Source organism: Streptomyces sp. P9(2023) (assembly GCF_032436795.1).
GTDB lineage: Bacteria > Actinomycetota > Actinomycetes > Streptomycetales > Streptomycetaceae > Streptomyces.
The window spans coordinates 137,891-156,924 of record NZ_JAUPWM010000011.1 but is presented as its reverse complement, the minus strand read 5'-3'; the positions used below and the strand labels follow the sequence as shown (position 1 = coordinate 156,924).

General features: G+C 71.2%; 20 protein-coding genes. 16 read left to right on the top strand and 4 right to left on the bottom strand.

Annotated features, from left to right (window positions below; genetic code table 11):
* The first annotated feature begins 38 nt into the window (after positions 1 to 38).
* The 12 genes from Q5762_RS18050 (at position 39) to Q5762_RS18000 (ending at position 10,447) form a co-directional block, all read left to right on the top strand.
* A complete protein-coding gene (locus Q5762_RS18050; protein ID WP_315893160.1) occupies positions 39 to 608 on the top strand; it encodes a GNAT family N-acetyltransferase in 570 nt (189 codons plus the stop codon).
* 142 nt (positions 609 to 750) lie between these two features.
* Entirely contained in the window at positions 751 to 834 is an 84-nt protein-coding gene (locus tag Q5762_RS39990) for a putative leader peptide (RefSeq protein ID WP_352077884.1), read from the top strand.
* 126 nt (positions 835 to 960) lie between these two features.
* Positions 961 to 2,658 (top strand): nitrite/sulfite reductase, encoded by a 1,698-nt coding sequence (locus tag Q5762_RS18045; RefSeq protein ID WP_315893159.1) that lies wholly within the window; start codon positions 961 to 963, stop codon positions 2,656 to 2,658.
* Positions 2,655 to 2,873 carry a hypothetical protein gene (locus Q5762_RS18040; RefSeq protein WP_315893158.1) on the top strand — a complete coding sequence of 73 codons (219 nt, stop codon included), beginning with the start codon at positions 2,655 to 2,657 and terminating at the stop codon, positions 2,871 to 2,873. The genes Q5762_RS18045 and Q5762_RS18040 overlap by 4 nt, the downstream gene beginning before the upstream one ends.
* On the top strand, positions 2,870 to 3,580 hold the full coding sequence (locus Q5762_RS18035) for a phosphoadenylyl-sulfate reductase (RefSeq protein ID WP_315893157.1): 711 nt from the start codon (positions 2,870 to 2,872) through the stop codon (positions 3,578 to 3,580). The genes Q5762_RS18040 and Q5762_RS18035 overlap by 4 nt, the downstream gene beginning before the upstream one ends.
* Positions 3,577 to 4,161: an adenylyl-sulfate kinase gene (gene cysC / locus Q5762_RS18030; protein ID WP_315893156.1), complete on the top strand. Its 585-nt coding sequence runs from the start codon at positions 3,577 to 3,579 to the stop codon at positions 4,159 to 4,161. Before Q5762_RS18035 ends, cysC begins: the two co-directional genes overlap by 4 nt.
* Positions 4,158 to 5,093, top strand: coding sequence for a sulfate adenylyltransferase subunit CysD (cysD, locus tag Q5762_RS18025; protein ID WP_315893155.1), 936 nt, complete (start codon positions 4,158 to 4,160; stop codon positions 5,091 to 5,093). The genes cysC and cysD overlap by 4 nt, the downstream gene beginning before the upstream one ends.
* Entirely contained in the window at positions 5,093 to 6,448 is a 1,356-nt protein-coding gene (locus tag Q5762_RS18020; RefSeq protein ID WP_315893154.1) for a GTP-binding protein, read from the top strand. The genes cysD and Q5762_RS18020 overlap by 1 nt, the downstream gene beginning before the upstream one ends.
* 203 nt (positions 6,449 to 6,651) lie before the next feature.
* The gene (locus tag Q5762_RS18015; protein WP_315893153.1) at positions 6,652 to 7,758 is read left to right on the top strand and encodes an aliphatic sulfonate ABC transporter substrate-binding protein; all 1,107 of its coding nucleotides are present in this window, start codon (positions 6,652 to 6,654) and stop codon (positions 7,756 to 7,758) included.
* 43 nt (positions 7,759 to 7,801) lie between these two features.
* Positions 7,802 to 8,596: an ABC transporter ATP-binding protein gene (locus Q5762_RS18010; protein ID WP_315893152.1), complete on the top strand. Its 795-nt coding sequence runs from the start codon at positions 7,802 to 7,804 to the stop codon at positions 8,594 to 8,596.
* A complete protein-coding gene (locus tag Q5762_RS18005) occupies positions 8,583 to 9,470 on the top strand; it encodes an ABC transporter permease (protein WP_315893151.1) in 888 nt (295 codons plus the stop codon). The genes Q5762_RS18010 and Q5762_RS18005 overlap by 14 nt, the downstream gene beginning before the upstream one ends.
* A gap of 8 nt (positions 9,471 to 9,478) precedes the next feature.
* Positions 9,479 to 10,447: a sirohydrochlorin chelatase gene (locus tag Q5762_RS18000; protein ID WP_315893150.1), complete on the top strand. Its 969-nt coding sequence runs from the start codon at positions 9,479 to 9,481 to the stop codon at positions 10,445 to 10,447.
* 15 nt (positions 10,448 to 10,462) lie between these two features.
* Here Q5762_RS18000 and Q5762_RS17995 read toward each other — a convergent pair whose 3' ends face one another.
* On the bottom strand, positions 10,463 to 12,472 hold the full coding sequence (locus Q5762_RS17995; protein ID WP_315893149.1) for a transposase: 2,010 nt from the start codon (positions 12,470 to 12,472) through the stop codon (positions 10,463 to 10,465).
* A gap of 85 nt (positions 12,473 to 12,557) precedes the next feature.
* Between Q5762_RS17995 and Q5762_RS17990 the strand changes: the two genes are divergently transcribed.
* Both Q5762_RS17990 and Q5762_RS17985 read left to right on the top strand, forming a co-directional pair.
* Positions 12,558 to 12,752 (top strand): hypothetical protein, encoded by a 195-nt coding sequence (locus Q5762_RS17990; RefSeq protein ID WP_315893148.1) that lies wholly within the window; start codon positions 12,558 to 12,560, stop codon positions 12,750 to 12,752.
* A gap of 168 nt (positions 12,753 to 12,920) precedes the next feature.
* Positions 12,921 to 13,472, top strand: a complete 552-nt coding sequence (locus Q5762_RS17985) for a transposase (protein ID WP_315893147.1) — start codon at positions 12,921 to 12,923, stop codon at positions 13,470 to 13,472.
* On the opposite strand, the gene Q5762_RS17980 is transcribed toward Q5762_RS17985, so the two are convergent.
* On the bottom strand, positions 13,414 to 14,559 hold the full coding sequence (locus tag Q5762_RS17980) for a hypothetical protein (protein WP_315893146.1): 1,146 nt from the start codon (positions 14,557 to 14,559) through the stop codon (positions 13,414 to 13,416). The genes Q5762_RS17985 and Q5762_RS17980 overlap by 59 nt on opposite strands.
* Before the next feature lie 145 nt (positions 14,560 to 14,704).
* Between Q5762_RS17980 and Q5762_RS17975 the strand changes: the two genes are divergently transcribed.
* On the top strand, positions 14,705 to 15,244 hold the full coding sequence (locus Q5762_RS17975) for a hypothetical protein (protein ID WP_315893145.1): 540 nt from the start codon (positions 14,705 to 14,707) through the stop codon (positions 15,242 to 15,244).
* Between the two features lie 3 nt (positions 15,245 to 15,247).
* On the opposite strand, the gene Q5762_RS17970 is transcribed toward Q5762_RS17975, so the two are convergent.
* A complete protein-coding gene (locus Q5762_RS17970) occupies positions 15,248 to 15,820 on the bottom strand; it encodes a TIGR03086 family metal-binding protein (protein WP_315893144.1) in 573 nt (190 codons plus the stop codon).
* A gap of 87 nt (positions 15,821 to 15,907) precedes the next feature.
* Here Q5762_RS17970 and Q5762_RS17965 point away from each other — a divergent pair, with 87 nt between their 5' ends.
* Positions 15,908 to 16,774: an aldo/keto reductase gene (locus Q5762_RS17965; protein WP_315893143.1), complete on the top strand. Its 867-nt coding sequence runs from the start codon at positions 15,908 to 15,910 to the stop codon at positions 16,772 to 16,774.
* On the opposite strand, the gene helR is transcribed toward Q5762_RS17965, so the two are convergent.
* On the bottom strand, positions 16,771 to 18,921 hold the full coding sequence (gene helR, locus Q5762_RS17960) for an RNA polymerase recycling motor ATPase HelR (protein WP_315893142.1): 2,151 nt from the start codon (positions 18,919 to 18,921) through the stop codon (positions 16,771 to 16,773). The genes Q5762_RS17965 and helR overlap by 4 nt on opposite strands.
* Positions 18,922 to 19,034 lie beyond the last annotated feature (113 nt).

The following is a 19,034-nucleotide window of genomic DNA, read 5'->3' as shown; positions in this document are numbered from 1 at the left end:
CCCTGGGAATCTCTCCCTCCGCATGATGCGATGAGGCCATGCGCATCACTCTCACCACCTGGTCCCTCGAACAGACCTCGCCGTCCGATCTGCGTCCCGCGACCCCGCCGGAGGGGGACGACGTCACGATCCGGCGGGCCGAGGTGCCCTCGGCCGAGTACAGCCGCTTCCTCTATACGGCGGTCGGCGCCGACATCCGCTGGAACGACCGGCTGGCGCTGACGTACAAGCAGTGGCAGGAGATCGTCGAGAAGCCCGGGGCCGAGATCTGGGTGGCGTACGACAAGGGGACACCGGCCGGATACGTGGAGCTGGACCCGCAGGACGACGGCACCGTGGAGATCGTCTACTTCGGGCTCATCCCCGCATTCCGGGGCCGCCGGATCGGCGGGCATCTGCTCTCGTACGGGGTCCAGCGCGCCTGGGACCTGGCGGAGCGGTGGCCGGAGCGGGAGGCGACCCGGCGGGTCTGGCTGCACACCTGCTCGCTGGACGGGCCGCACGCGATGGACAACTACCTGCGCCGGGGCTTCCGGCTGTTCGACACGAAGGTGGAGGAGGTCGAGGAGTCCGAGACGCCCGGCCCCTGGCCCGGCGCCCACGCCTGAGCCCCGACCCGTCGCACGCCCCGGGCCCGCGAGAGGGCCCGGGAGGGTGACCCACGCCACACCATCTCGCACAGCGAGACACTCCTGTCCACATAGCGGACGAAGCTGGACTGGGTCCAAAGTCCCGTGACACGCTTCCGTCATGTCTGGAACTGGAATTGCCTTGGTGAGTCGGCGGCACGTCGACCTCGGCCGCATGTCCAGCGCCATGTGTTCGGCGCGCTGAGAGAACCAGCACCGCCCCGAGCACCTTTCAGACCGCCCCTGCTGCGCACCGTCGCGCCATCCCCTGACCCACGTACGAGTGTGCAGGTCAGAGCCGCCCTCCCGCAGTCCCGAAGGACAAAACGCCATGGCCGCCACCCCGGAAAACCCCGCACCCGCCACGCCCCGCCGCAAGGTGAGCCGCCACCGTGGCGAGGGCCAGTGGGCCGTGGGGCACTTCACCCCGTTGAACGGCAATGAGCAGTTCAAGAAGGACGACGACGGTCTCAATGTGCGGACACGTATTGAGACGATCTACTCCAAGCGTGGGTTCGACTCGATCGACCCCAACGACCTGCGGGGCCGGATGCGCTGGTGGGGCCTCTACACCCAGCGCAAGGAGGGCCTCGACGGCACCAAGACCGGTGTCCTGGAGCCGGAGGAGCTGGACGCGGAGTACTTCATGCTCCGGGTCCGCATCGACGGCGGCCGGCTGACGACCGAGCAGCTGCGGGTCATCGGCGAGATTTCGCAGGAGTTCGCGCGCGGGACGGCCGACATCACGGACCGGCAGAACGTCCAGTACCACTGGATCCGCATCGAGGACGTCCCGGAGATCTGGAACCGCCTCGAAGCCGTCGGCCTGTCGACCACCGAGGCCTGCGGTGACACCCCGCGTGTCATCCTCGGCTCGCCCGTCGCCGGGATCGCCGAGAACGAGATCATCGACGGCACCCCCGCCATCGACGCGATCTACCGCCGGATCGTCGGCAACAAGGACTTCTCCAACCTGCCCCGCAAGTTCAAGTCCGCGATCTCCGGTTCGCCGCTGCTCGACGTGGCGCACGAGATCAACGACATCGCCTTCGTCGGCGTGAACCACCCGGAGCACGGCCCGGGCTTCGACGTCTGGGTCGGCGGCGGCCTCTCCACCAACCCCAAGCTGGGCGTCCGGCTGGGCACCTGGGTCTCGCTCGACGAGGTCCCGGACATCTACGAGGGCGTCATCTCGATCTTCCGCGACTACGGCTACCGCCGGCTGCGCACCCGCGCCCGGCTGAAGTTCCTCGTCGCCGACTGGGGCCCGGAGAAGTTCCGCCAGGTCCTGGAGGACGAGTACCTGAAGCGCAAGCTCACCGACGGCCCCGCCCCCGAGCAGCCGGCCGGGCAGTGGCGCGACCACGTGGGCGTCCACCGGCAGAAGGACGGCCGCTTCTACGTCGGCTTCGCCCCGCGCGTCGGCCGGGTGGACGGCGCCACGCTCACCAAGATCGCGGAGATCGCGGAGGAGCACGGCTCGGGCCGGGTCCGTACCACCGCCGAGCAGAAGATGATCGTCCTGGACGTCGAGGAGGCGCAGGTCGAGTCGATCGTCTCCGCCCTGGAGTCCCTGGACCTGCGGGTCAACCCCTCGCCGTTCCGGCGCGGCACGATGGCCTGCACCGGCATCGAGTTCTGCAAGCTGGCGATCGTCGAGACCAAGGCGCGCGGCGCCTCCCTCATCGACGAACTCGAGCGCCGCATCCCCGAGTTCGACGAGCCGATCACCATCAACATCAACGGCTGCCCGAACGCCTGCGCCCGTATCCAGGTCGCGGACATCGGTCTCAAGGGCCAGCTGGTCCTGGACGACGACGGCAACCGCGTCGAGGGCTACCAGGTCCACCTGGGCGGCGCCCTCGGCCTGGAGGCCGGCTTCGGCCGCAAGGTCCGTGGCCTGAAGGTCACCTCGACCGAGCTGCCGGACTACGTCGAGCGGGTCCTCACGCGCTTCCAGGAGCAGCGCGAGGACGGCGAGCGCTTCGCCACCTGGGCGGCGCGCGCGTCGGAGGAGGCACTGTCGTGAGCGAGCGTGCCGCGCCCTTCTACTGCCCGTACTGCGGCGACGAGGACCTGTTCCCGCACGAGACCGGATGGGGGTCCCCCCTGCCCGAGCGAAGCCGAGGGCTTGGGGGAGGGGCCTGGGAATGCCGGGCATGCAGTCGAGCCTTCCAGCTGAAGTTCCTGGGGCTCCTCGCCCCGGGCACGTCGAGCAACTCAGCTGGAGGGGAAGAGATATGACGACCGCTCAGACCATCACCGAGGACACCGACCTGAAGGCGCTCGCCGAGCAGGCCGGTCGCGACCTGGAGGACGCCTCCGCGCTGGAGATCCTCCAGTGGGCGGCCGAGACCTTCGGCAGGCAGTTCTGCGTCACCTCCTCCATGGAGGACGCGGTGGTCGCCCACCTCGCCTCCCGCGCCATGCCCGGGGTGGACGTCGTCTTCCTCGACACCGGCTACCACTTCCCCGAGACCATCGGCACCCGCGACGCGGTCGACGCCGTGATGGACGTCAACGTCATCACGCTGACCCCGCGTCAGTCGGTCGCCGAGCAGGACGCCGAGTACGGCCCCAAGCTGCACGACCGCGACCCGGACCTGTGCTGCGCGCTGCGCAAGGTCAAGCCGCTCGAAGACGGCCTGACCGCGTACCGCGCGTGGGCGACCGGACTGCGCCGCGACGAGTCCCCGACCCGGGCGAACACCCCGGTCGTCGGCTGGGACGAGAAGCGGCGGAAGGTCAAGGTCTCCCCCATCGCGCGCTGGACCCAGGACGACGTCGACGCGTACGTCGCCCAGCACGGCGTCCTCACCAACCCGCTCCTCATGGACGGCTATGCCTCCGTCGGCTGCGCGCCCTGCACCCGCCGCGTCGCGGAGGGCGAGGACGCCCGGGCCGGCCGCTGGGCCGGCCGGGGCAAGACCGAATGCGGGCTGCACGGATGACGGCCGCTCAGGACATCCAGGACACTCAGGAAACCCAGGAGAATCACGTGACCGGTGCCACCATCTGGCTCACCGGCCTGCCCAGCGCCGGCAAGACGACCATCGCGTACGAGCTCGCCGCCACGCTGCGCGACGCGGGCCGGCGGGTCGAGGTGCTCGACGGCGACGAGATCCGCGAGTTCCTCTCCGCGGGCCTCGGCTTCAGCCGCGAGGACCGGCACACGAACGTGCAGCGGATCGGCTTCGTCGCCGAACTGCTCGCCTCCAACGGCGTGCAGGTCCTGGTGCCGGTCATCGCCCCGTACGAGGACAGCCGCGAGGCCGTCCGCAAGCGCCACAAGGCCGAGGGCACCCCGTACGTCGAGGTGCACGTGGCCACTCCGGTGGACGTGTGCTCCGTACGCGATGTGAAGGGGCTCTACGCCAAGCAGGCCGCCGGCGAGATCAGCGGTCTGACCGGGGTCGACGACCCGTACGACGAGCCGCGCAACCCGGATCTGCGGATCGAGTCGCAGAACCAGACCGTGCAGGAGTCCGCGGCGCAGCTGTACGCGCTGCTCACCGAGAGGGGTCTCGCATGACGACCGCCGCCCATGTCCACGAGGTGACGGACAGCCCCTTCGCGCTGTCGCACCTGGACTCGCTGGAGTCCGAGGCCGTCCACATCTTCCGCGAGGTGGCGGGCGAGTTCGAGCGGCCGGTGATCCTCTTCTCCGGCGGCAAGGACTCCATCGTCATGCTGCACCTGGCGCTGAAGGCGTTCGCGCCCGCGCCGGTGCCGTTCACGCTGCTGCACGTCGACACCGGGCACAACTTCCCCGAGGTCATCGAGTACCGCGACCGGGTCGTCGCCCAGCACGGGCTGCGGCTGCACGTGGCCTCCGTACAGGAGTACATCGACGCCGGGAAGCTGCGCGAGCGTCCCGACGGGACGCGCAACCCGCTCCAGACGGTGCCGCTGACCGAGGCGATCCAGCAGCACCGTTTCGACGCCGTGTTCGGCGGCGGGCGGCGCGACGAGGAGAAGGCCCGCGCGAAGGAGCGGGTGTTCTCGCTGCGCGACGAGTTCTCGCAGTGGGACCCGCGCCGCCAGCGCCCGGAGCTGTGGCAGCTCTACAACGGCCGCCACGCCGCCGGTGAGCACGTCCGGGTCTTCCCGCTCTCCAACTGGACCGAGCTGGACGTCTGGCAGTACATCCAGCGGGAGAAGATCGAGCTCCCCGACATCTACTTCGCCCACGAGCGCGACGTGTTCGCCCGTAGCGGCATGTGGCTGACGGCCGGCGAGTGGGGCGGCCCGAAGGCCACCGAGACGGTGGAGAGGCGGCTGATCCGCTACCGCACCGTCGGCGACATGTCCTGCACCGGCGCCGTCGACTCCGACGCCACCACGCTGGACGCCGTCATCGCCGAGATCGCCGCCTCCCGGCTCACCGAGCGGGGCGCGACCCGCGCCGACGACAAGATGTCCGAGGCCGCGATGGAAGACCGCAAGCGCGAAGGGTACTTCTAATGAGCACCACCACCGAGCAGTTCACCGACGCCTCGGCGACCACCCTGCTGCGTTTCGCGACCGCCGGATCCGTCGACGACGGCAAGTCGACCCTGGTGGGCCGGCTCCTGCACGACTCCAAGTCGGTCCTCACCGACCAGTTGGAGGCCGTGGAGGCCGCGTCCCTCAAGCGCGGCCAGGAGGCGCCCGACCTGGCGCTGCTCACCGACGGTCTGCGGGCCGAGCGGGAGCAGGGCATCACGATCGACGTGGCCTACCGCTACTTCGCGACCGCGCGCCGCCGGTTCATCCTGGCCGACACCCCCGGGCACGTGCAGTACACCCGGAACATGGTCACCGGCGCCTCGACCGCCGAGCTGGCCGTGGTCCTGGTCGACGCCCGTAACGGTGTGGTCGAGCAGACCCGCCGGCACGCGGCCGTCGCGGCGCTGCTGCGGGTCCCGCACGTGGTGCTCGCCGTCAACAAGATGGACCTCGTCGAGTACGCGGAGCCCGTCTTCGCGGCGATCGCCGAGGAGTTCACGACGTACGCCTCCGAGCTCGGCGTCCCGGAGATCACCGCGATCCCGATCTCCGCGCTGGCCGGCGACAACGTGGTGGAGCCCTCCGCCAACATGGACTGGTACGGCGGCCCGACGGTCCTGGAGCACCTGGAGACCGTCCCGGTCAGCCACGACCTGACGGCCTGTCACGCGCGGTTCCCCGTGCAGTACGTGATCCGTCCGCAGACCGCCGAGCACCCGGACTACCGGGGTTACGCGGGTCAGATCGCGGCCGGTGCCTTCCGGGTCGGCGAGCAGATCACCGTCCTGCCCTCGGGCAGGACGTCCACGATCACCGGGATCGACGCGCTGGGCGAGTCCGTGGACATCGCCTGGGCGCCGCAGTCGGTGACGATCCGGCTCGCCGACGACATCGACATCTCGCGCGGCGACCTCCTCGCCCCGAGCGGGGACGCCCCGGCCACCAGCCAGGACGTCGAGGCGACGGTCTGCCATGTGGCGGACCAGCCGCTCGCGGTGGGCCAGCGGGTGCTGCTCAAGCACACCACCCGCACGGTCAAGGCGATCGTCAAGGAGATCCCGTCCCGGCTGACGCTGGACGACCTCTCCCAGCACCCGAACCCCGGGCAGCTGGTCGCCAACGACATCGGCCGGGTGAAGGTCCGTACCGCCGAGCCGCTCGCGCTCGACGCCTACGCCGACTCGCGCCGTACCGGATCGTTCCTGCTGATCGACCCGGCGGACGGCACCACGCTCGCGGCCGGCATGGCGGGCGAGTCCTTCGCCGACGCCAAGGCCGTGACGGCCGGCGCGTCCCCGGACGCGGCGGACGACGAGGGCTGGGACTTCTGAGATGACGTACGACGACGTCTACGGCACCTTCGCGAAGGAGGGCGGCCGCGTGGGTTCCGGCGCCCTCGGCGCGGGGAGCGGAGGTGTCGCTCGATGTGCGTCCTGACGTCCATGCGCCGGGTACGGGGCGCGATGCAGCTCCACCCGTACGACAGACGACATAGCCGAAGAAGCCTTCGAAGACCCTGAGGGGAACCACCTCCGTGCCTGCCTTCCGTTCCACCCCGCGCCGCTCGCTCGTCGCTCTCGCGGCCCTGCCGCTGCTGATCGGCGCGCTCGCCTCGTGCGGGTACGGGTCGCAGGCGAAGAGCGGCGAGCAGAAGGTGGCCCCGGCGGGGGCGAAGCTCTCGGCGGAGTCGGTCCGGGTCGGCTACTTCCCGAACCTGACCCACGCCACGGCGCTGGTGGGTGACGAAGAGGGCATCATCCAGAAGGAGTTGGGCGGGACCGAGCTGAAGGTCGCGAGCTTCAACGCCGGCCCTTCGGAGATCGAGGCGCTGAACGCGGACTCGATCGACATCGGGTTCATCGGCCCCTCCCCCGCGATCAACGGCTACACCAAGTCCAAGGGCAAGAACCTCCGGATCATCGGCGGTTCGGCCTCCGGCGGCGTGAAGCTGGTCGTCAACCCCGAGAAGATCCGGACCCTGGACGACGTCAAGGGCAAGCGGATCGCCACCCCGCAGCTCGGCAACACCCAGGACGTCGCCTTCCTCAACTGGATCTCCGAACAGGGCTGGAAGGTCGACGCCCAGAGCGGCAAGGGCGACGTCTCCGTCCTCCGCACGGACAACAAGGTCACCCCCGACGCCTACAAGTCCGGCTCCATCGACGGCGCCTGGGTACCGGAACCGACCGCCTCCAAGCTGGTGAGCGAGGGCGGGAAGGTCCTTCTCGACGAGTCGTCGCTGTGGCCCGACAAGAAGTTCGTGATCACGAACATCATCGTGTCGCAGAAGTTCCTCAGCGAGCACCCGGACGTCGTCGAGGCGGTGCTGCGGGGTTCGCTGAAGACGAACCAGTGGATCGGCGCCAACCCGGAGAAGGCCAAGGCGTCGGCCAACGCCAAGCTGAAGGAACTCACCGGCAAGCCGCTGAGCTCCGAGGTGATCGACAGTGCGTGGCCGTCGCTGCAGTTCACCGCCGACCCGCTCGCCGCGACCCTCCGGTCGCAGGCCGACCACGCGGTGAAGGCCGGCCTTCTCAAGCAGCCCGACCTGAACGGCATCTACGACCTGGGCCCCCTCAACAAGGTCCTCAAGGCGGCGGGCGAGCCCGTGGCCTCCGACGCCGGTCTCGGCGCCAAGTAACCGCACATCAGCCCGAGTTCAGGATTCCCAGGAGGTGACGACCATGGCCACGACCGCGACGCTCGCCAAGGCCGAGGACCGTGTGGCGGTGACACACGCCGCCCGGATCGAGCACGTCTCGAAGTCCTTCGGCGGACCCGCCGGGGGGCAGCTCGTCCTCGACGACATCTCGCTCGATGTCGCCCCGGGCGAGTTCGTCACCCTGCTCGGCGCCTCCGGCTGCGGAAAGTCCACCCTGCTCAACCTGGTCGCCGGGCTCGACCGGCCCTCCGCCGGGTCCATCGAGACCCCCGGCGGCCGGCCCGCCCTGATGTTCCAGGAGCACGCCCTCTTCCCGTGGCTGACCGCGGGCAAGAACATCGAGCTCGCCCTGCGGCTGCGCGGGGTGCCGAAGTCCGAGCGGCGCGGGGAGGCCGAGCGGCTGCTCGACCTGGTGCGGCTCGGCGGCTCGTACCGCAAGCGGGTGCACGAGCTGTCCGGCGGCATGCGCCAGCGCGTCGCCCTTGCCCGGGCGCTCGCCCAGGACAGCGACCTGCTGCTGATGGACGAGCCGTTCGCGGCGCTCGACGCCATCACGCGGGACGTGCTGCACGACGAGCTGACCCGGATCTGGCGCGAGACGAACCTCTCGGTCCTGTTCGTGACGCACAACGTGCGCGAGGCCGTGCGGCTTGCCGAGCGTGTGGTGCTGCTGTCGTCGCGGCCGGGGCGGATCGCGCGGGAGTGGACCATCGACATCCCGCAGCCGCGCCGTATCGAGGACGCCGACGTGGCGGAACTGTCCGTCGAGATCACCGAAGAACTGCGTGGGGAGATCCGCCGTCATGGCCAGCACTGAGACGAGGGCCGCGAAGCCCGACGACCTGGCGGGCCTCGAAGCCGGCCTCGACGCGCTGGACGCGGTGCAGGTGCGCCGTACGCCGGTGCGCGAGGTCCTGCTCAAGAAGGTCCTGCCGCCGGTCGTGGCGGTGCTGCTCGTCATCGCCGTCTGGCAGCTCCTCGTGACCCTTGAGGTCACGGACGAGTCGAAGCTGCCGGCGCCGCTCGCGGTCTGGGACAGCCTGAAGACCATGTGGCTGGAGGGCACGCTCCTCGGGGTCCTCTGGACGAGCGTGTCGCGCGCCCTGCTCGGCTTCCTGATGGCGCTCGCCATCGGTACGCCGCTGGGTCTGCTGGTCGCCCGGGTGCGGTTCGTCCGCGCGGCGATCGGTCCGGTCCTCGCGGGTCTGCAGTCGTTGCCTTCGGTGGCGTGGGTCGCCCCGGCGGTGCTGTGGATCGGCCTCAACGACTCGATGATGTACGCGGTGATCCTGCTGGGCGCGGTGCCGTCGATCGCGAACGGCCTGGTGGCCGGGGTCGACCAGGTGCCGCCGCTCTTCCTGCGGGCCGGGCGCACGCTCGGCGCGACCGGGCTGCGGGGGGCCTGGCACATCGTGATGCCGGCCGCGCTGCCGGGCTACCTCGCGGGCCTGAAGCAGGGTTGGGCGTTCTCGTGGCGGTCGCTGATGGCCGCCGAGATCATCGCATCGTCGCCGGATCTGGGGCTCGGCCTCGGCCAGTTGCTGGAGAACGGCCGGAACAACTTCGACATGCCGGGCATCTTCCTCGCGATCATCCTGATCCTGCTGGTCGGCGTCGCCATCGACCTGTTGATCTTCAGCCCGCTGGAGCGCGCGGTGCTGCGCGGTCGCGGTCTGCTGGTGAAGGGCTGAGCGGCGCCATGTCCGAGGTCCTTCTCGTCGTCGCCCACGGCAGCCGCGACCCGCGGCACGCCGCGACCGTGCACGCCCTGGTGCGGCAGGCCAGGTCGCTGCGGCCGGGGCTGCGGGTGGAGACGGCGTTCCTGGACTTCAACCTGCCGTCGGTGGCCGGGGTGCTCGACCGGCTCGCGTCCGAGGGCGTACGGGACGTGGTCGCGCTCCCGCTGCTGCTGACCCGCGCCTTCCACGCGAAGTCCGACATCCCGGCGGTCCTGCGGGAGGCCCCGCCGGCCCTCCGGATCCGCCAGGCGCAGGTACTGGGCCCGTCCCCGCTGCTGATAGCCGCGGTGGAACGCCGCCTGTACGAGGCCGGCCTCACGCCCGCGATCGCAGCGACCGCAACTGTGCCTTCCCGGGGGGCAACCCCCGGACCCCCGGCCGGAACCACCGCGTGGCGTCGAGCGGTCGACGAGATGAAACGCTCGACCGGGGTCGTCCTGGCCTCGGCGGGATCCACAGACCCGGAGGCGATCGCAGCGACCGCAACTGCGTCCTCCCGGGGGGCAACCCCCGGACCCCCGGCCGGAACCACCGCGTGGCGTCGGGCGGTCGACGAGATGAAGCGCTCGACCGGGGTCGTCCTGGCCTCGGCGGGATCCACAGACCCGGAGGCGATCGCAGCGATCGCAGAAACGGCGCGGGAGCTGCGGCGCACCGGTTGGTGCTCCGTGCGGCCTGCGTTCGCCTCCGCATCTCTCCCGAGGACCGAGGACGCGGTCCGGGCGATGCGTGCCGACGGCGTGCGCCGGGTGGCGGTGGCCCCCTATGTCATCGCCCCCGGCCGCCTGCCCGACCGCATCGCGGCGGGCGCAGCGGACGCCGACGTCCTGGCCGACGTGCTCGGCCCGTCCCCGGAGCTGGCCCGGCTGCTGATCCGGCGCTACGACGAGTGCCGCACCACCGACACCGAGCGCGTGGCCGTCGCCTAAGACTTGATCCGTAATTCACCAGAGGGTGAGCTGTGGGTTGCGGCCGGGGCGGTGTCCGGGCTTTCCGGCGTGGTCACGCCCAGGGCGTGTCTCATCCGGGGTTGCTCGGGACCGTCGTCCGGCGGTTCGGGGAGCAGAGGTCTCACGTTGCCGTGGGACTGCCGCATGACCAGCACCGCGAACGGTGTTCTGGCTCGGTGCGGTTGACTCCCGCAGGGCTTCTTCCAGCCCTTGGGCGAAAACGATCTGTGCGTGCCGGGACGCGGTGGTGTCCAGGTACGCGGTCTTGGGGTCGTCCACGTCGGCGAAGCGGACGAACGCGGCGAGGGCGGCGGACACGAGGTCGCGTTTCCCGGCGAGGCCGCACGCGATGCACTTGTGCTCACGGTCGCGGAGGGTCTTCTTCACGCGCTCGCCGCACAGGCAGTGCTGAGACAGTGCGGTGGACCAGGTGGAGGCCCGTACGAGACGCCCGCCCGCAGCGGTGCACTCGCGCTCAAGGGCCGAGATCAGCAGGCCGGGGGTGGTCTGGGAGAGGCGTTTGCCCCACAGTCGGTACCAGGTGCGGATGTCGCAGTCCTCGACCACGAGGACGGGGCCGTGAGCGGCGATGATCTCGCGGGCGAGGAGGCGGGCGCGATGGCGTCGGTGCTCGGCGGCCGAGGCGGCGGATTCGGCCTGCCGGGCGCGTAGGCCCCGGTACTCGGTGGACAGCCGGTCGCGGCGGAACGCCTGCTTCGGCACCCCGTCCGACCGGGCAGCGCGGGCACCACCGGGCACGGTGACGACCTTGGGCGTGAGACCCTTGGAGGCCCGGTGTTCGGCACGTCGGGTCTGCTTCTTCGACAGGCCGTACTGTGCGGTGTTCGTCGCCCGGCGGGAGCGCTCCAGTGCCCGCGCACGGCCGCGCCGCTTCTTCGCTGCCTGCTCCAGAAGGGCCTGTTCGGCGGGGCTCAGGGTGATCTCGGTGGACTCCGGCTCGCCGTCGGCGGGGGCGAGGCTGGCTGGCATGGAGACGATCGAGACGTTGGAGACGTTGCCGTCCACCCCGGCGATCCTGTCCATCCCGGCGGCCCGCTGGCGCATCTGCTGTACGGCGGGGGAGGTGTAGCCGGGGCCGAGGATCATCAGGTGCGCCTCGTACACCCAGCCGCCCGGCGCGGACGCCTTGCGGCGACGCACAAGATCGACCTTGTGCCAGCGGCCGGGATTCGACAGGAAGTGTTCGACGCGGGCCCACTGACCCGGCTGCTGCGGGATACGCACCGGGAGCACGAGGTCACCCCGGCTGCCGTCGGGGCCGCCCGCGAACACCACCGCGAGCGGGCCCGTGTGGTCCCACCACGTGGCCTTCCGGGTGCCCGGCTTCCCCGACGCCGTGGTCGTGCCCGTGGGAACAACGCCGGACGGCGCCGCCGGCACTCGCAGACGGCGAGGCTGGGCGAAGGCGTGCTGACCGCCGTCGGTGTAGGCCATGACGTGGCCGTGCAGCGAGCCGACGAGGCGGAAGGTCTCCCACTTGCGGTCGGCGGTGTGGGAGCGGGCCCGGCCGGGGATGCGGGTGAAGTCCTGTCGGCGGCCCGTCTTCGGGCGACCGTGCCGCTTGCCGGTGGCGTCAGGGAACAGGTGCCGCTGCACGCCGTTCCACACCTCATCGGCCATATGCATGGACAGAGCCTTCGAGGCGTGGTGCTTGAGGTGCCCGGCATCTTCGAGGTGCTTGTACGCGCACCGCTCCAGAGATTCGCGGGACAGGCCCAGGCGCTGCCGTACGGCCTTCGCCCCATCCTCGTTCCGCTCGTGGAACGCGGACCAGTAGGCATCGGTCTTGGCGCGGGCGTCACGCTGGGCGGCCCGCTTGACCGACCACATAGAGCCGAACAGATTCTCCACGCGGGCGAGATCGGCGGGGTCGGTGACGGCCAGCGGCAGCACCATCACCGACACCATCCCGTCGTCGGGCTTCTTCCACCTCGGAGCCTTGTTCTTGCCCCGGAACTTCCGCCGCGTCTGGGCAGCCTGCATGACCATCACCCCCCGTCACAATTAGTTGACCTACGACACAGTATGTGAGTAGTTGAGCTATGGCAACCGAGGTAGAATCGGATTCATGGCCATCACAATTCCTGGATATGAAGACGCCAAGCAGGCAGCGGCACGACTCAAGGTCACCGTCCAGCACGTCTACAACCTCAACAGCAGCCGCGCCGACTTCCCCGCCCCCGTCTACGTCGGCCGCACCCCGCTGTGGCCGGTGGACCGGCTGGACGCCTGGCGCAGCGCGCACCCGAAGCGGGGAGATTAAGTGACTTATTTGAGAACGGGAAGTAATTGACCTAATACGTCGTTCTGTCCGTTCGCGTCGAAGATCAACGCCACCAGCCTGCGGCCCCGCTCCCTGCTCCACTGGACCGGACTCCCCGTCAAAGCCTTCCTTGCGGCATCGCCACCCGTGCACCGCATCATCGACTGCATGACGCCACTGGTCGCCGGGCTACTCGAACCGCCCGGCGGCAACCGCTCGGACCTGTGGGTCGTGGACGGCACACTCATCCCCGTGGAAGACCACACGATGACCGAGTGCTCCAGGAACTACCGCCGCAGCGTGAACGTCCAGTTCGTCTTCCGTGCCCGCGACCGGCGCGTCATCGCCGTGGGCGACGCATGGACCGGCAACCGCAACGACATCATCGCCTTCCGCGCCACCATGGCCGAGCAGGTCGCCGGGCACCGCCTGACCACCGGGGACGGCGCCTACCGCAGCGCCCCCGAGGTCACCACCAGCAAGACCAAGAGCAAGCCGTTCGCCAAGCGCCGGGCGCGGGCCGAGCACGGCATCGCCCGACTCAAGGACTACCGCGTACTGCGCCAGCACCGCCGACGCGGCGACACGATCAACTCCACCACCCGCGCCGTCTCCGTACGCACAACCTCGCGATCGACTGCGCGTAACTACGGAACACCTCTTAGTCCGTCGGGCCCTCGTCCGGTACCGGGGCTCCGCGCCGGCTCACCCGTAGCGTGATCGTGGCCGCAAAGCCCGCCGCCACACCGCACGTCAGGGCCGCCGGAACGCCGCCGCCGAGGCCGTCGAAGAGCCGGATCACGCCCCAGCGCAGGCCCGCCTCGTTCGTCGCCATCCGCAGGAGTTGGCTCGCCAGCAGACCGAGGACGGTCGCGCAGACGGCGCCGACCGCCATCGCCGGGAGCGTGGCCCGGGTGAGCAGCCCGGGCAGGACGCGCAGCGCCCACCACACCACCGCGAGCAGCAGCACGTCGGCGGTCCGGTACAGGAGCCAGTCGCCGAGCGAGCCGCCGGCCGGCCCCGCCCACCCGCCGAGCAGCAGCCACTGCCGCAACAGGTCCCCCGGCTCGGCGAGGAAGCCGCCGTCCGGGGAGACCGTCTGCATGGCCGCGGCGACCGTTTCGTACGAGAGGACCACCAGCGACAGCGCGACGACGGCCGTCCCCGCGGTGGCCGAAAGCCGGGCCGCGCGGGCCGGGACCGTGCGCCGCGGCTGCGGATCGGCGCCCTTGACGGCGACCCGCGCGACGAGCACCGTCACCGCCGCCGTGACCAGCGCGGTCACGACCAGGACCTGGCGCCCGGACGAGATCGCCGCCGCCAGGTTCGGCAGGAAGCGGTAGCCGCCGCGCCCGTTCGACGCGATCAGCCACGGCGCGGAGACCGTCACCGCCAGGGTTCCGGCCACGAGCCCCCACGCCCACAGCCCGAGCAGCGTGGCCGGCAGCCGGCCGTGCACCGGCGGCAGCCTGCGGATCAGCAGCAGCGCGCCGGGCACGAAGAAGGCGAAGACCGCCGCGAACCGGATCTGCATCCCGGTGGTGTGGAGCGAGAGGTAGCGGCTGCTGTCGGCCGTTGCCGTGTCCCCGATCCCGCCGGACACCTCGGCGCCCGGTCCGTACGCGGCCGGCGGGTCGTACGCCCAGGGCAGGAGCCAGTGTTGGAGCTCGGCGGTCGCCCCGCCGCCGAGCACGCTCGTGGTGCCCTGCAGGTGCAACGCCTGTCCACTGGCCCCCGCCCACCACAGCAGCGCCGTGAGCAGAAGTCCCCCGGCCAGTGCCGGTATCGCCGCTCTCCGGTATGTCATGTCCCGCCCCCCGTATCCGCCGCGCCGCCGCGAACTCCCGTGATCACAAGGAGGCTACGGGCGTGCCGATCACATCCGGATCACGCCCACGACGGGCCTACGCTCCCCGAAGCGGAGCGACACGATCGAGGGGTGAGGGCGGCACGTGGACGGAACGGTGCTGGACGAAGAGAGGCGCGGGTCGCGGTCCCGCCGCGGACTGCGACGCCTCGCGATCGCCGTGCTGGTGCTCACGGTGCCGGTCGGCGGGCTCGTCCGGCTGTTCCAGGACGAGCTGTTCAGCCCCTTCGGCGATGCCCGGGCGTGCGAGGGGAGCGAGCGAGCGCTGCCCGCCGTGATCGCCCCCGGGGGCGTGGCGCTCCCGGACGACGCCTCCGACGTCCACCACGTCACCCGGAAGGGCCGGGCCGAAGTCTCCTTCCTGAGCAGCCGGATACCGGACTACCTGCACCGCACGGGCATCCTCCCGCCCGGCGCCCCGCTCTTCGACAGAAAGCACGGCGACCACTACGCGCTCGGCGACGGCGAACCCGAACTCCCGGTGGGGCTCTGCGGATCGCCCCTGCGCGGTCCCGCCTGGTACTACACCAACGCCACCGTCAGCGTCCTGGTCGAACGCTCGACGCTCGCCCCCGACCGCTTCCCGAGCCCGGCGCGCGCCGTCGTCACGTACCCGCTCCCCTGACGCTCAGGCGCGCGGGTCACGGCCGCTGGTGGCGAGGGCGCGCTCGAAGTCGGTCGCGTTCTCCGGTACGGGGACGGGTGCGGCGAAGCCCTCGTACCGGCGGTAGAGCTCCGCGTGCTCCTCGACCACCGCGAGGACGAACGTGCCCGTGGCGTCGGGCACGGTGAACCGTTCGCCGGTGGAGCGGGCCAGGTCCCAGCCGTGCAGGGTGAGTTCCTTGACGATCAGCGAGGCGATGACCGTCGCCGGCATGGTCATGTGGCCGGTGTCGACGTCGCCCTCCCAGACCTCCGGCTTCTCCCAGGCCGCGAGCGCCCGGTCCAGCTGGGCCGCGTACCCCTCCGCCCAGTCGGCGTCGGCGGTGAAGTCCCGCTGGACGGTGGCCTCGGGCAGCTGCTCGCGCAGGGCGCGGCGCTCCAGGCCGTGGGAGGAGTAGAGGACGAGGTGGTTGACGAGTTCGCGCACGGTCCAGTCGGCGCAGACGGAGGGTCGGCCGAGCTGCTCGGCGGTGACGCCCCGGGCGACGCGGGCGGCCTCCGCGGCGCAGACGGTGAGGTGGCTGTGGATGTCGTTCATGCCGTCGACGCTACGAAGCGCCCGGCCGCCCGGTCTTGAAGAATCGCGACAGCCGGGCGCCCTCGGCGGTTGATGTAGCGTCCATCCATGATCTCGGAGACGTACAGGATCGGCGGCCAACTGCCCGTACGACGGCTGGGTTACGGCACAGCCCAGCTGACCGGCCCGGGCTACTGGGGACCACGCGGTGACCGGGCGGACGCCGTCGCCGTGCTGCGGCTGGCCGTGGAGCGTGGGGTCACGCTCGTCGACACCGCCGACAACTACGGCCCCGAGCTCGCCGAGGAGCTGGTCGCCGAGGCGCTGCACCCGTACCGGGACGGTCTGGTGATCGCCACCAAGGGCGGCGTCGTACGGACCGGTGACAACGCCTGGCACATCGACGGGCGGCCGGAGCGGCTGCGCGCGATGTGCGAGGCGAGCCTGCGACGGCTGCGGACCGACCGGATCGACCTCTACCAGCTGCACCGGCTCGACCCGGCCGTCCCGATGGCGGACCAGCTCGGCGCGCTGGACGAGCTGCGCGCCGAGGGGAAGATCCGGTACGTCGGCCTGGACTCGGTCACGGCGGCGCAGCTGGCTGAGGCGCTGGCCCTGACGGCCTCCGTCGTGTCCGTGCAGAACCGTTTCAACCTGCTCGACCGGCAGTCGGCGGACGTCCTGGAGCTGTGCGCCGCGCACGACCTGGCGTTCCTGCCCTGGTTCCCGCTGGCCAACGGCGCCCTGACCGGCGCGGCGGCGGACACCCTCGACGCGGTCGCGGGGCGGCTCGGCGCGAGCCGGGGCCAGGTGGCCCTGGCCTGGCTGCTGCACCACTCCCCCGTCCTGCTGCCCACCCCGGGCACCGGCTCCCTCGCGCACCTGGAGGAGAACCTGGAGGCGGCCGACCTGCGCCTCGACGCCTCCGATGTCACCCTCCTGAACGCCCTTGCCGACACCGCCGACCGGCCCTAGCTCGTGAGCACCACCAGCTGCTGCGTCGCCCGGGTCATCGCGACGTAACGGTCGACCGCGCCCTCGACGCCCTCGCCGAACGCCTCCGGGTCGACGACCACCACGAGGTCGAACTCGAGCCCCTTCGACAAGCTGGGCGTCAGCGACCGCACGCGCGCGGTCTCCCGGAACACGGGGTCGCCGATGACGCAGGCGATCCCCTCGGTGTGCTCGGCGAGCCAGCCGTCGAGGATCGCGTCCCGGTCCGCGACGGAGCCGTGGACCACCGGGATGCCGTTGCTGCGGATGGAGGTCGGCACGTTGGCGTCCGGGAGCGCGGCCCGGATGGCCGGCTCGGCCTCCGCCATGACCTCTTCCGGTGTCCGGTAGTTGATGCTCAGCGAGGCCACCTCGATCCGGTCGAGCCCGATCCGCTTGAGCCGCTCCTCCCACGACTCGGTGAACCCCTCCCGCGCCTGGGCGCGGTCGCCGACGATGGTGAAGCTCCTGGACGGGCAGCGGAGCAGCAGCATCTGCCATTCCGCGTCCGTCAGTTCCTGCGCCTCGTCCACGACGACGTGGGCGAACGGGCCGTCGAGCGGCTCCCGTTCGGCGCCGGACAGCGCGTCCTCGTCGATCAGGCTGTCCTGGAGGTCCCGTCCGTGCAGCATCGTCACCGCGCCCTCGCCGTCGGCGTCGGCCGCGATGACGTCGGCGATGACCTGCGACATCCGCTCGCGTTCGGAGGCGACGGAGGCCTCGTGGCGGCGCTTGCGCAGGGACGAATCCGGGTCGCCGAGCCGCTGCCGTGCGGCGTCCAGGATCGGCAGGTCCGACACCGTCCAGGCGTGCGGGGCGTCCTTGCGCTGGAGGGCGCGTACCTCGTCGCGGTCCAGCCAGGGAGCGCACATCCGCAGGTAGGCGGGGACCGACCAGAGGTCGCCGACGAGGTCGGTGGCGTCGATCACCGGCCACGCGCGGTCGAGGGTGCCGACCAGCTCCTCGTCATGGAGCAGCGCCTTCCGGAACAGCTCATCGGACGGGACGTCGCCGCTGTGCTTGTCAAGGAGGATCGTGACGAGTTCCTCCCAGATGTCCTCGCGCGCCTCGTTGTGCGGCGTGCCCGGCCCGGGCGCGCGGAACGCCTCGGTCCAGTCGTCGGCGGTCAGCCGGACCTGGGACCACGGTGTCGTGACCGTCGTCCCCTCGGTGGGCGGCTCCTCGTAGAACCGGACGGCCTTCTCGACGGCCCGCACCATGTCGGCGGTCGACTTCAGCCGGGCCACCTCCGGGTCGGTCTCGGCCGCCGCCTTGGCTCCCTCGGGGAGGAGGTCGCGCAGCGTGCAGGTGCGTACGCCCTCCTCGCCGAGGCTCGGCAGGACGTCCTCGACGTAGTTCAGGTAGGGCTGGTGCGGGCCGACGAAGAGCACGCCGCCCCGACGGTGGCCGAGGCGCGGGTCGGAGTAGAGGAGGTACGCCGAGCGGTGCAGGGCGACGACGGTCTTGCCCGTACCGGGGCCGCCGTCGACGACGAGGGCGCCGCGGGAACCGGCCCGGATGATGGCGTCCTGGTCGGACTGGATGGTGGCGAGCACGTCACGCATCCGGGCGGACCGCTTGCCGCCGAGGCCGGCGACGAAGGCCGAGTGGTCGTCGAGCGCCGCGTGCCCTTCGAGCCCCTCGGCGGTGAACACCTCGTCCCAGTAGTCGCCGATCCGGCCGCCGGTCCAGCGGTAGCGGCGGCGGCTGGCCAGGCCCATCGGGTCGCCGTGGGTGGCCGCGAAGAACGGTTCGGCCGCCGGCGAGCGCCAGTCGATCAGCAGGCGGCGGCCCGTGCTGTCGGTGAGGCCGAGTCGTCCGATGTAGAGGGGCTCGGTGCTGTCCGCCGGGACGATGTGTCCGAGGCACAGGTCGAGCCCGAACCGGCGCAGGGTGCGCAGCCGGGCCGTCAGCCGGTGGACCTCCAGGTCCCGCTCCATCGCCTCCCGGCCGACGCCGCCGGGCGTCTTGCGGACGGCGTCGAGCCGGTCGGACACCTCGGCGATCGTCTGGTCGAGACAGTCCGCGACGGCCGCGAAGTGCCGCTCGTCGCCGGCGATCAGCGCCGGGTCGGCCTTGGGGGACAGTCGGTCGGAAAGGTCGAACGCGCTGGTGGTCAGGGGGGTCATCTCCTCGGTTCGGTCCGCGGAATCGGGCCAAGGCCTGAGATTCTGCGGCACGACCGGGGCCTTGCCGCAAGCCCCCCTGTGCGCTATAAGTTAAGAGTGGAAAGGAGTGGGTA

What these genes read in the sequence shown, in the direction of transcription:
- Q5762_RS18050 (WP_315893160.1), top strand. Translation starts at nt 39, where the DNA reads ATGCGCATCACTCTCACCACCTGGTCCCTCGAACAGACCTCGCCGTCC.
- Q5762_RS39990 (WP_352077884.1), top strand. Translation starts at nt 751, where the DNA reads ATGTCTGGAACTGGAATTGCCTTGGTGAGTCGGCGGCACGTCGACCTC.
- Q5762_RS18045 (WP_315893159.1), top strand. Translation starts at nt 961, where the DNA reads ATGGCCGCCACCCCGGAAAACCCCGCACCCGCCACGCCCCGCCGCAAG.
- Q5762_RS18035 (WP_315893157.1), top strand. Translation starts at nt 2,870, where the DNA reads ATGACGACCGCTCAGACCATCACCGAGGACACCGACCTGAAGGCGCTC.
- cysC (WP_315893156.1), top strand. Translation starts at nt 3,577, where the DNA reads ATGACGGCCGCTCAGGACATCCAGGACACTCAGGAAACCCAGGAGAAT.
- cysD (WP_315893155.1), top strand. Translation starts at nt 4,158, where the DNA reads ATGACGACCGCCGCCCATGTCCACGAGGTGACGGACAGCCCCTTCGCG.
- Q5762_RS18020 (WP_315893154.1), top strand. Translation starts at nt 5,093, where the DNA reads ATGAGCACCACCACCGAGCAGTTCACCGACGCCTCGGCGACCACCCTG.
- Q5762_RS18010 (WP_315893152.1), top strand. Translation starts at nt 7,802, where the DNA reads ATGGCCACGACCGCGACGCTCGCCAAGGCCGAGGACCGTGTGGCGGTG.
- Q5762_RS18005 (WP_315893151.1), top strand. Translation starts at nt 8,583, where the DNA reads ATGGCCAGCACTGAGACGAGGGCCGCGAAGCCCGACGACCTGGCGGGC.
- Q5762_RS18000 (WP_315893150.1), top strand. Translation starts at nt 9,479, where the DNA reads ATGTCCGAGGTCCTTCTCGTCGTCGCCCACGGCAGCCGCGACCCGCGG.
- Q5762_RS17995 (WP_315893149.1), bottom strand. Translation starts at nt 12,472, where the DNA reads ATGCAGGCTGCCCAGACGCGGCGGAAGTTCCGGGGCAAGAACAAGGCT.
- Q5762_RS17990 (WP_315893148.1), top strand. Translation starts at nt 12,558, where the DNA reads ATGGCCATCACAATTCCTGGATATGAAGACGCCAAGCAGGCAGCGGCA.
- Q5762_RS17985 (WP_315893147.1), top strand. Translation starts at nt 12,921, where the DNA reads ATGACGCCACTGGTCGCCGGGCTACTCGAACCGCCCGGCGGCAACCGC.
- Q5762_RS17980 (WP_315893146.1), bottom strand. Translation starts at nt 14,559, where the DNA reads ATGACATACCGGAGAGCGGCGATACCGGCACTGGCCGGGGGACTTCTG.
- Q5762_RS17970 (WP_315893144.1), bottom strand. Translation starts at nt 15,820, where the DNA reads ATGAACGACATCCACAGCCACCTCACCGTCTGCGCCGCGGAGGCCGCC.
- Q5762_RS17965 (WP_315893143.1), top strand. Translation starts at nt 15,908, where the DNA reads ATGATCTCGGAGACGTACAGGATCGGCGGCCAACTGCCCGTACGACGG.
- helR (WP_315893142.1), bottom strand. Translation starts at nt 18,921, where the DNA reads ATGACCCCCCTGACCACCAGCGCGTTCGACCTTTCCGACCGACTGTCC.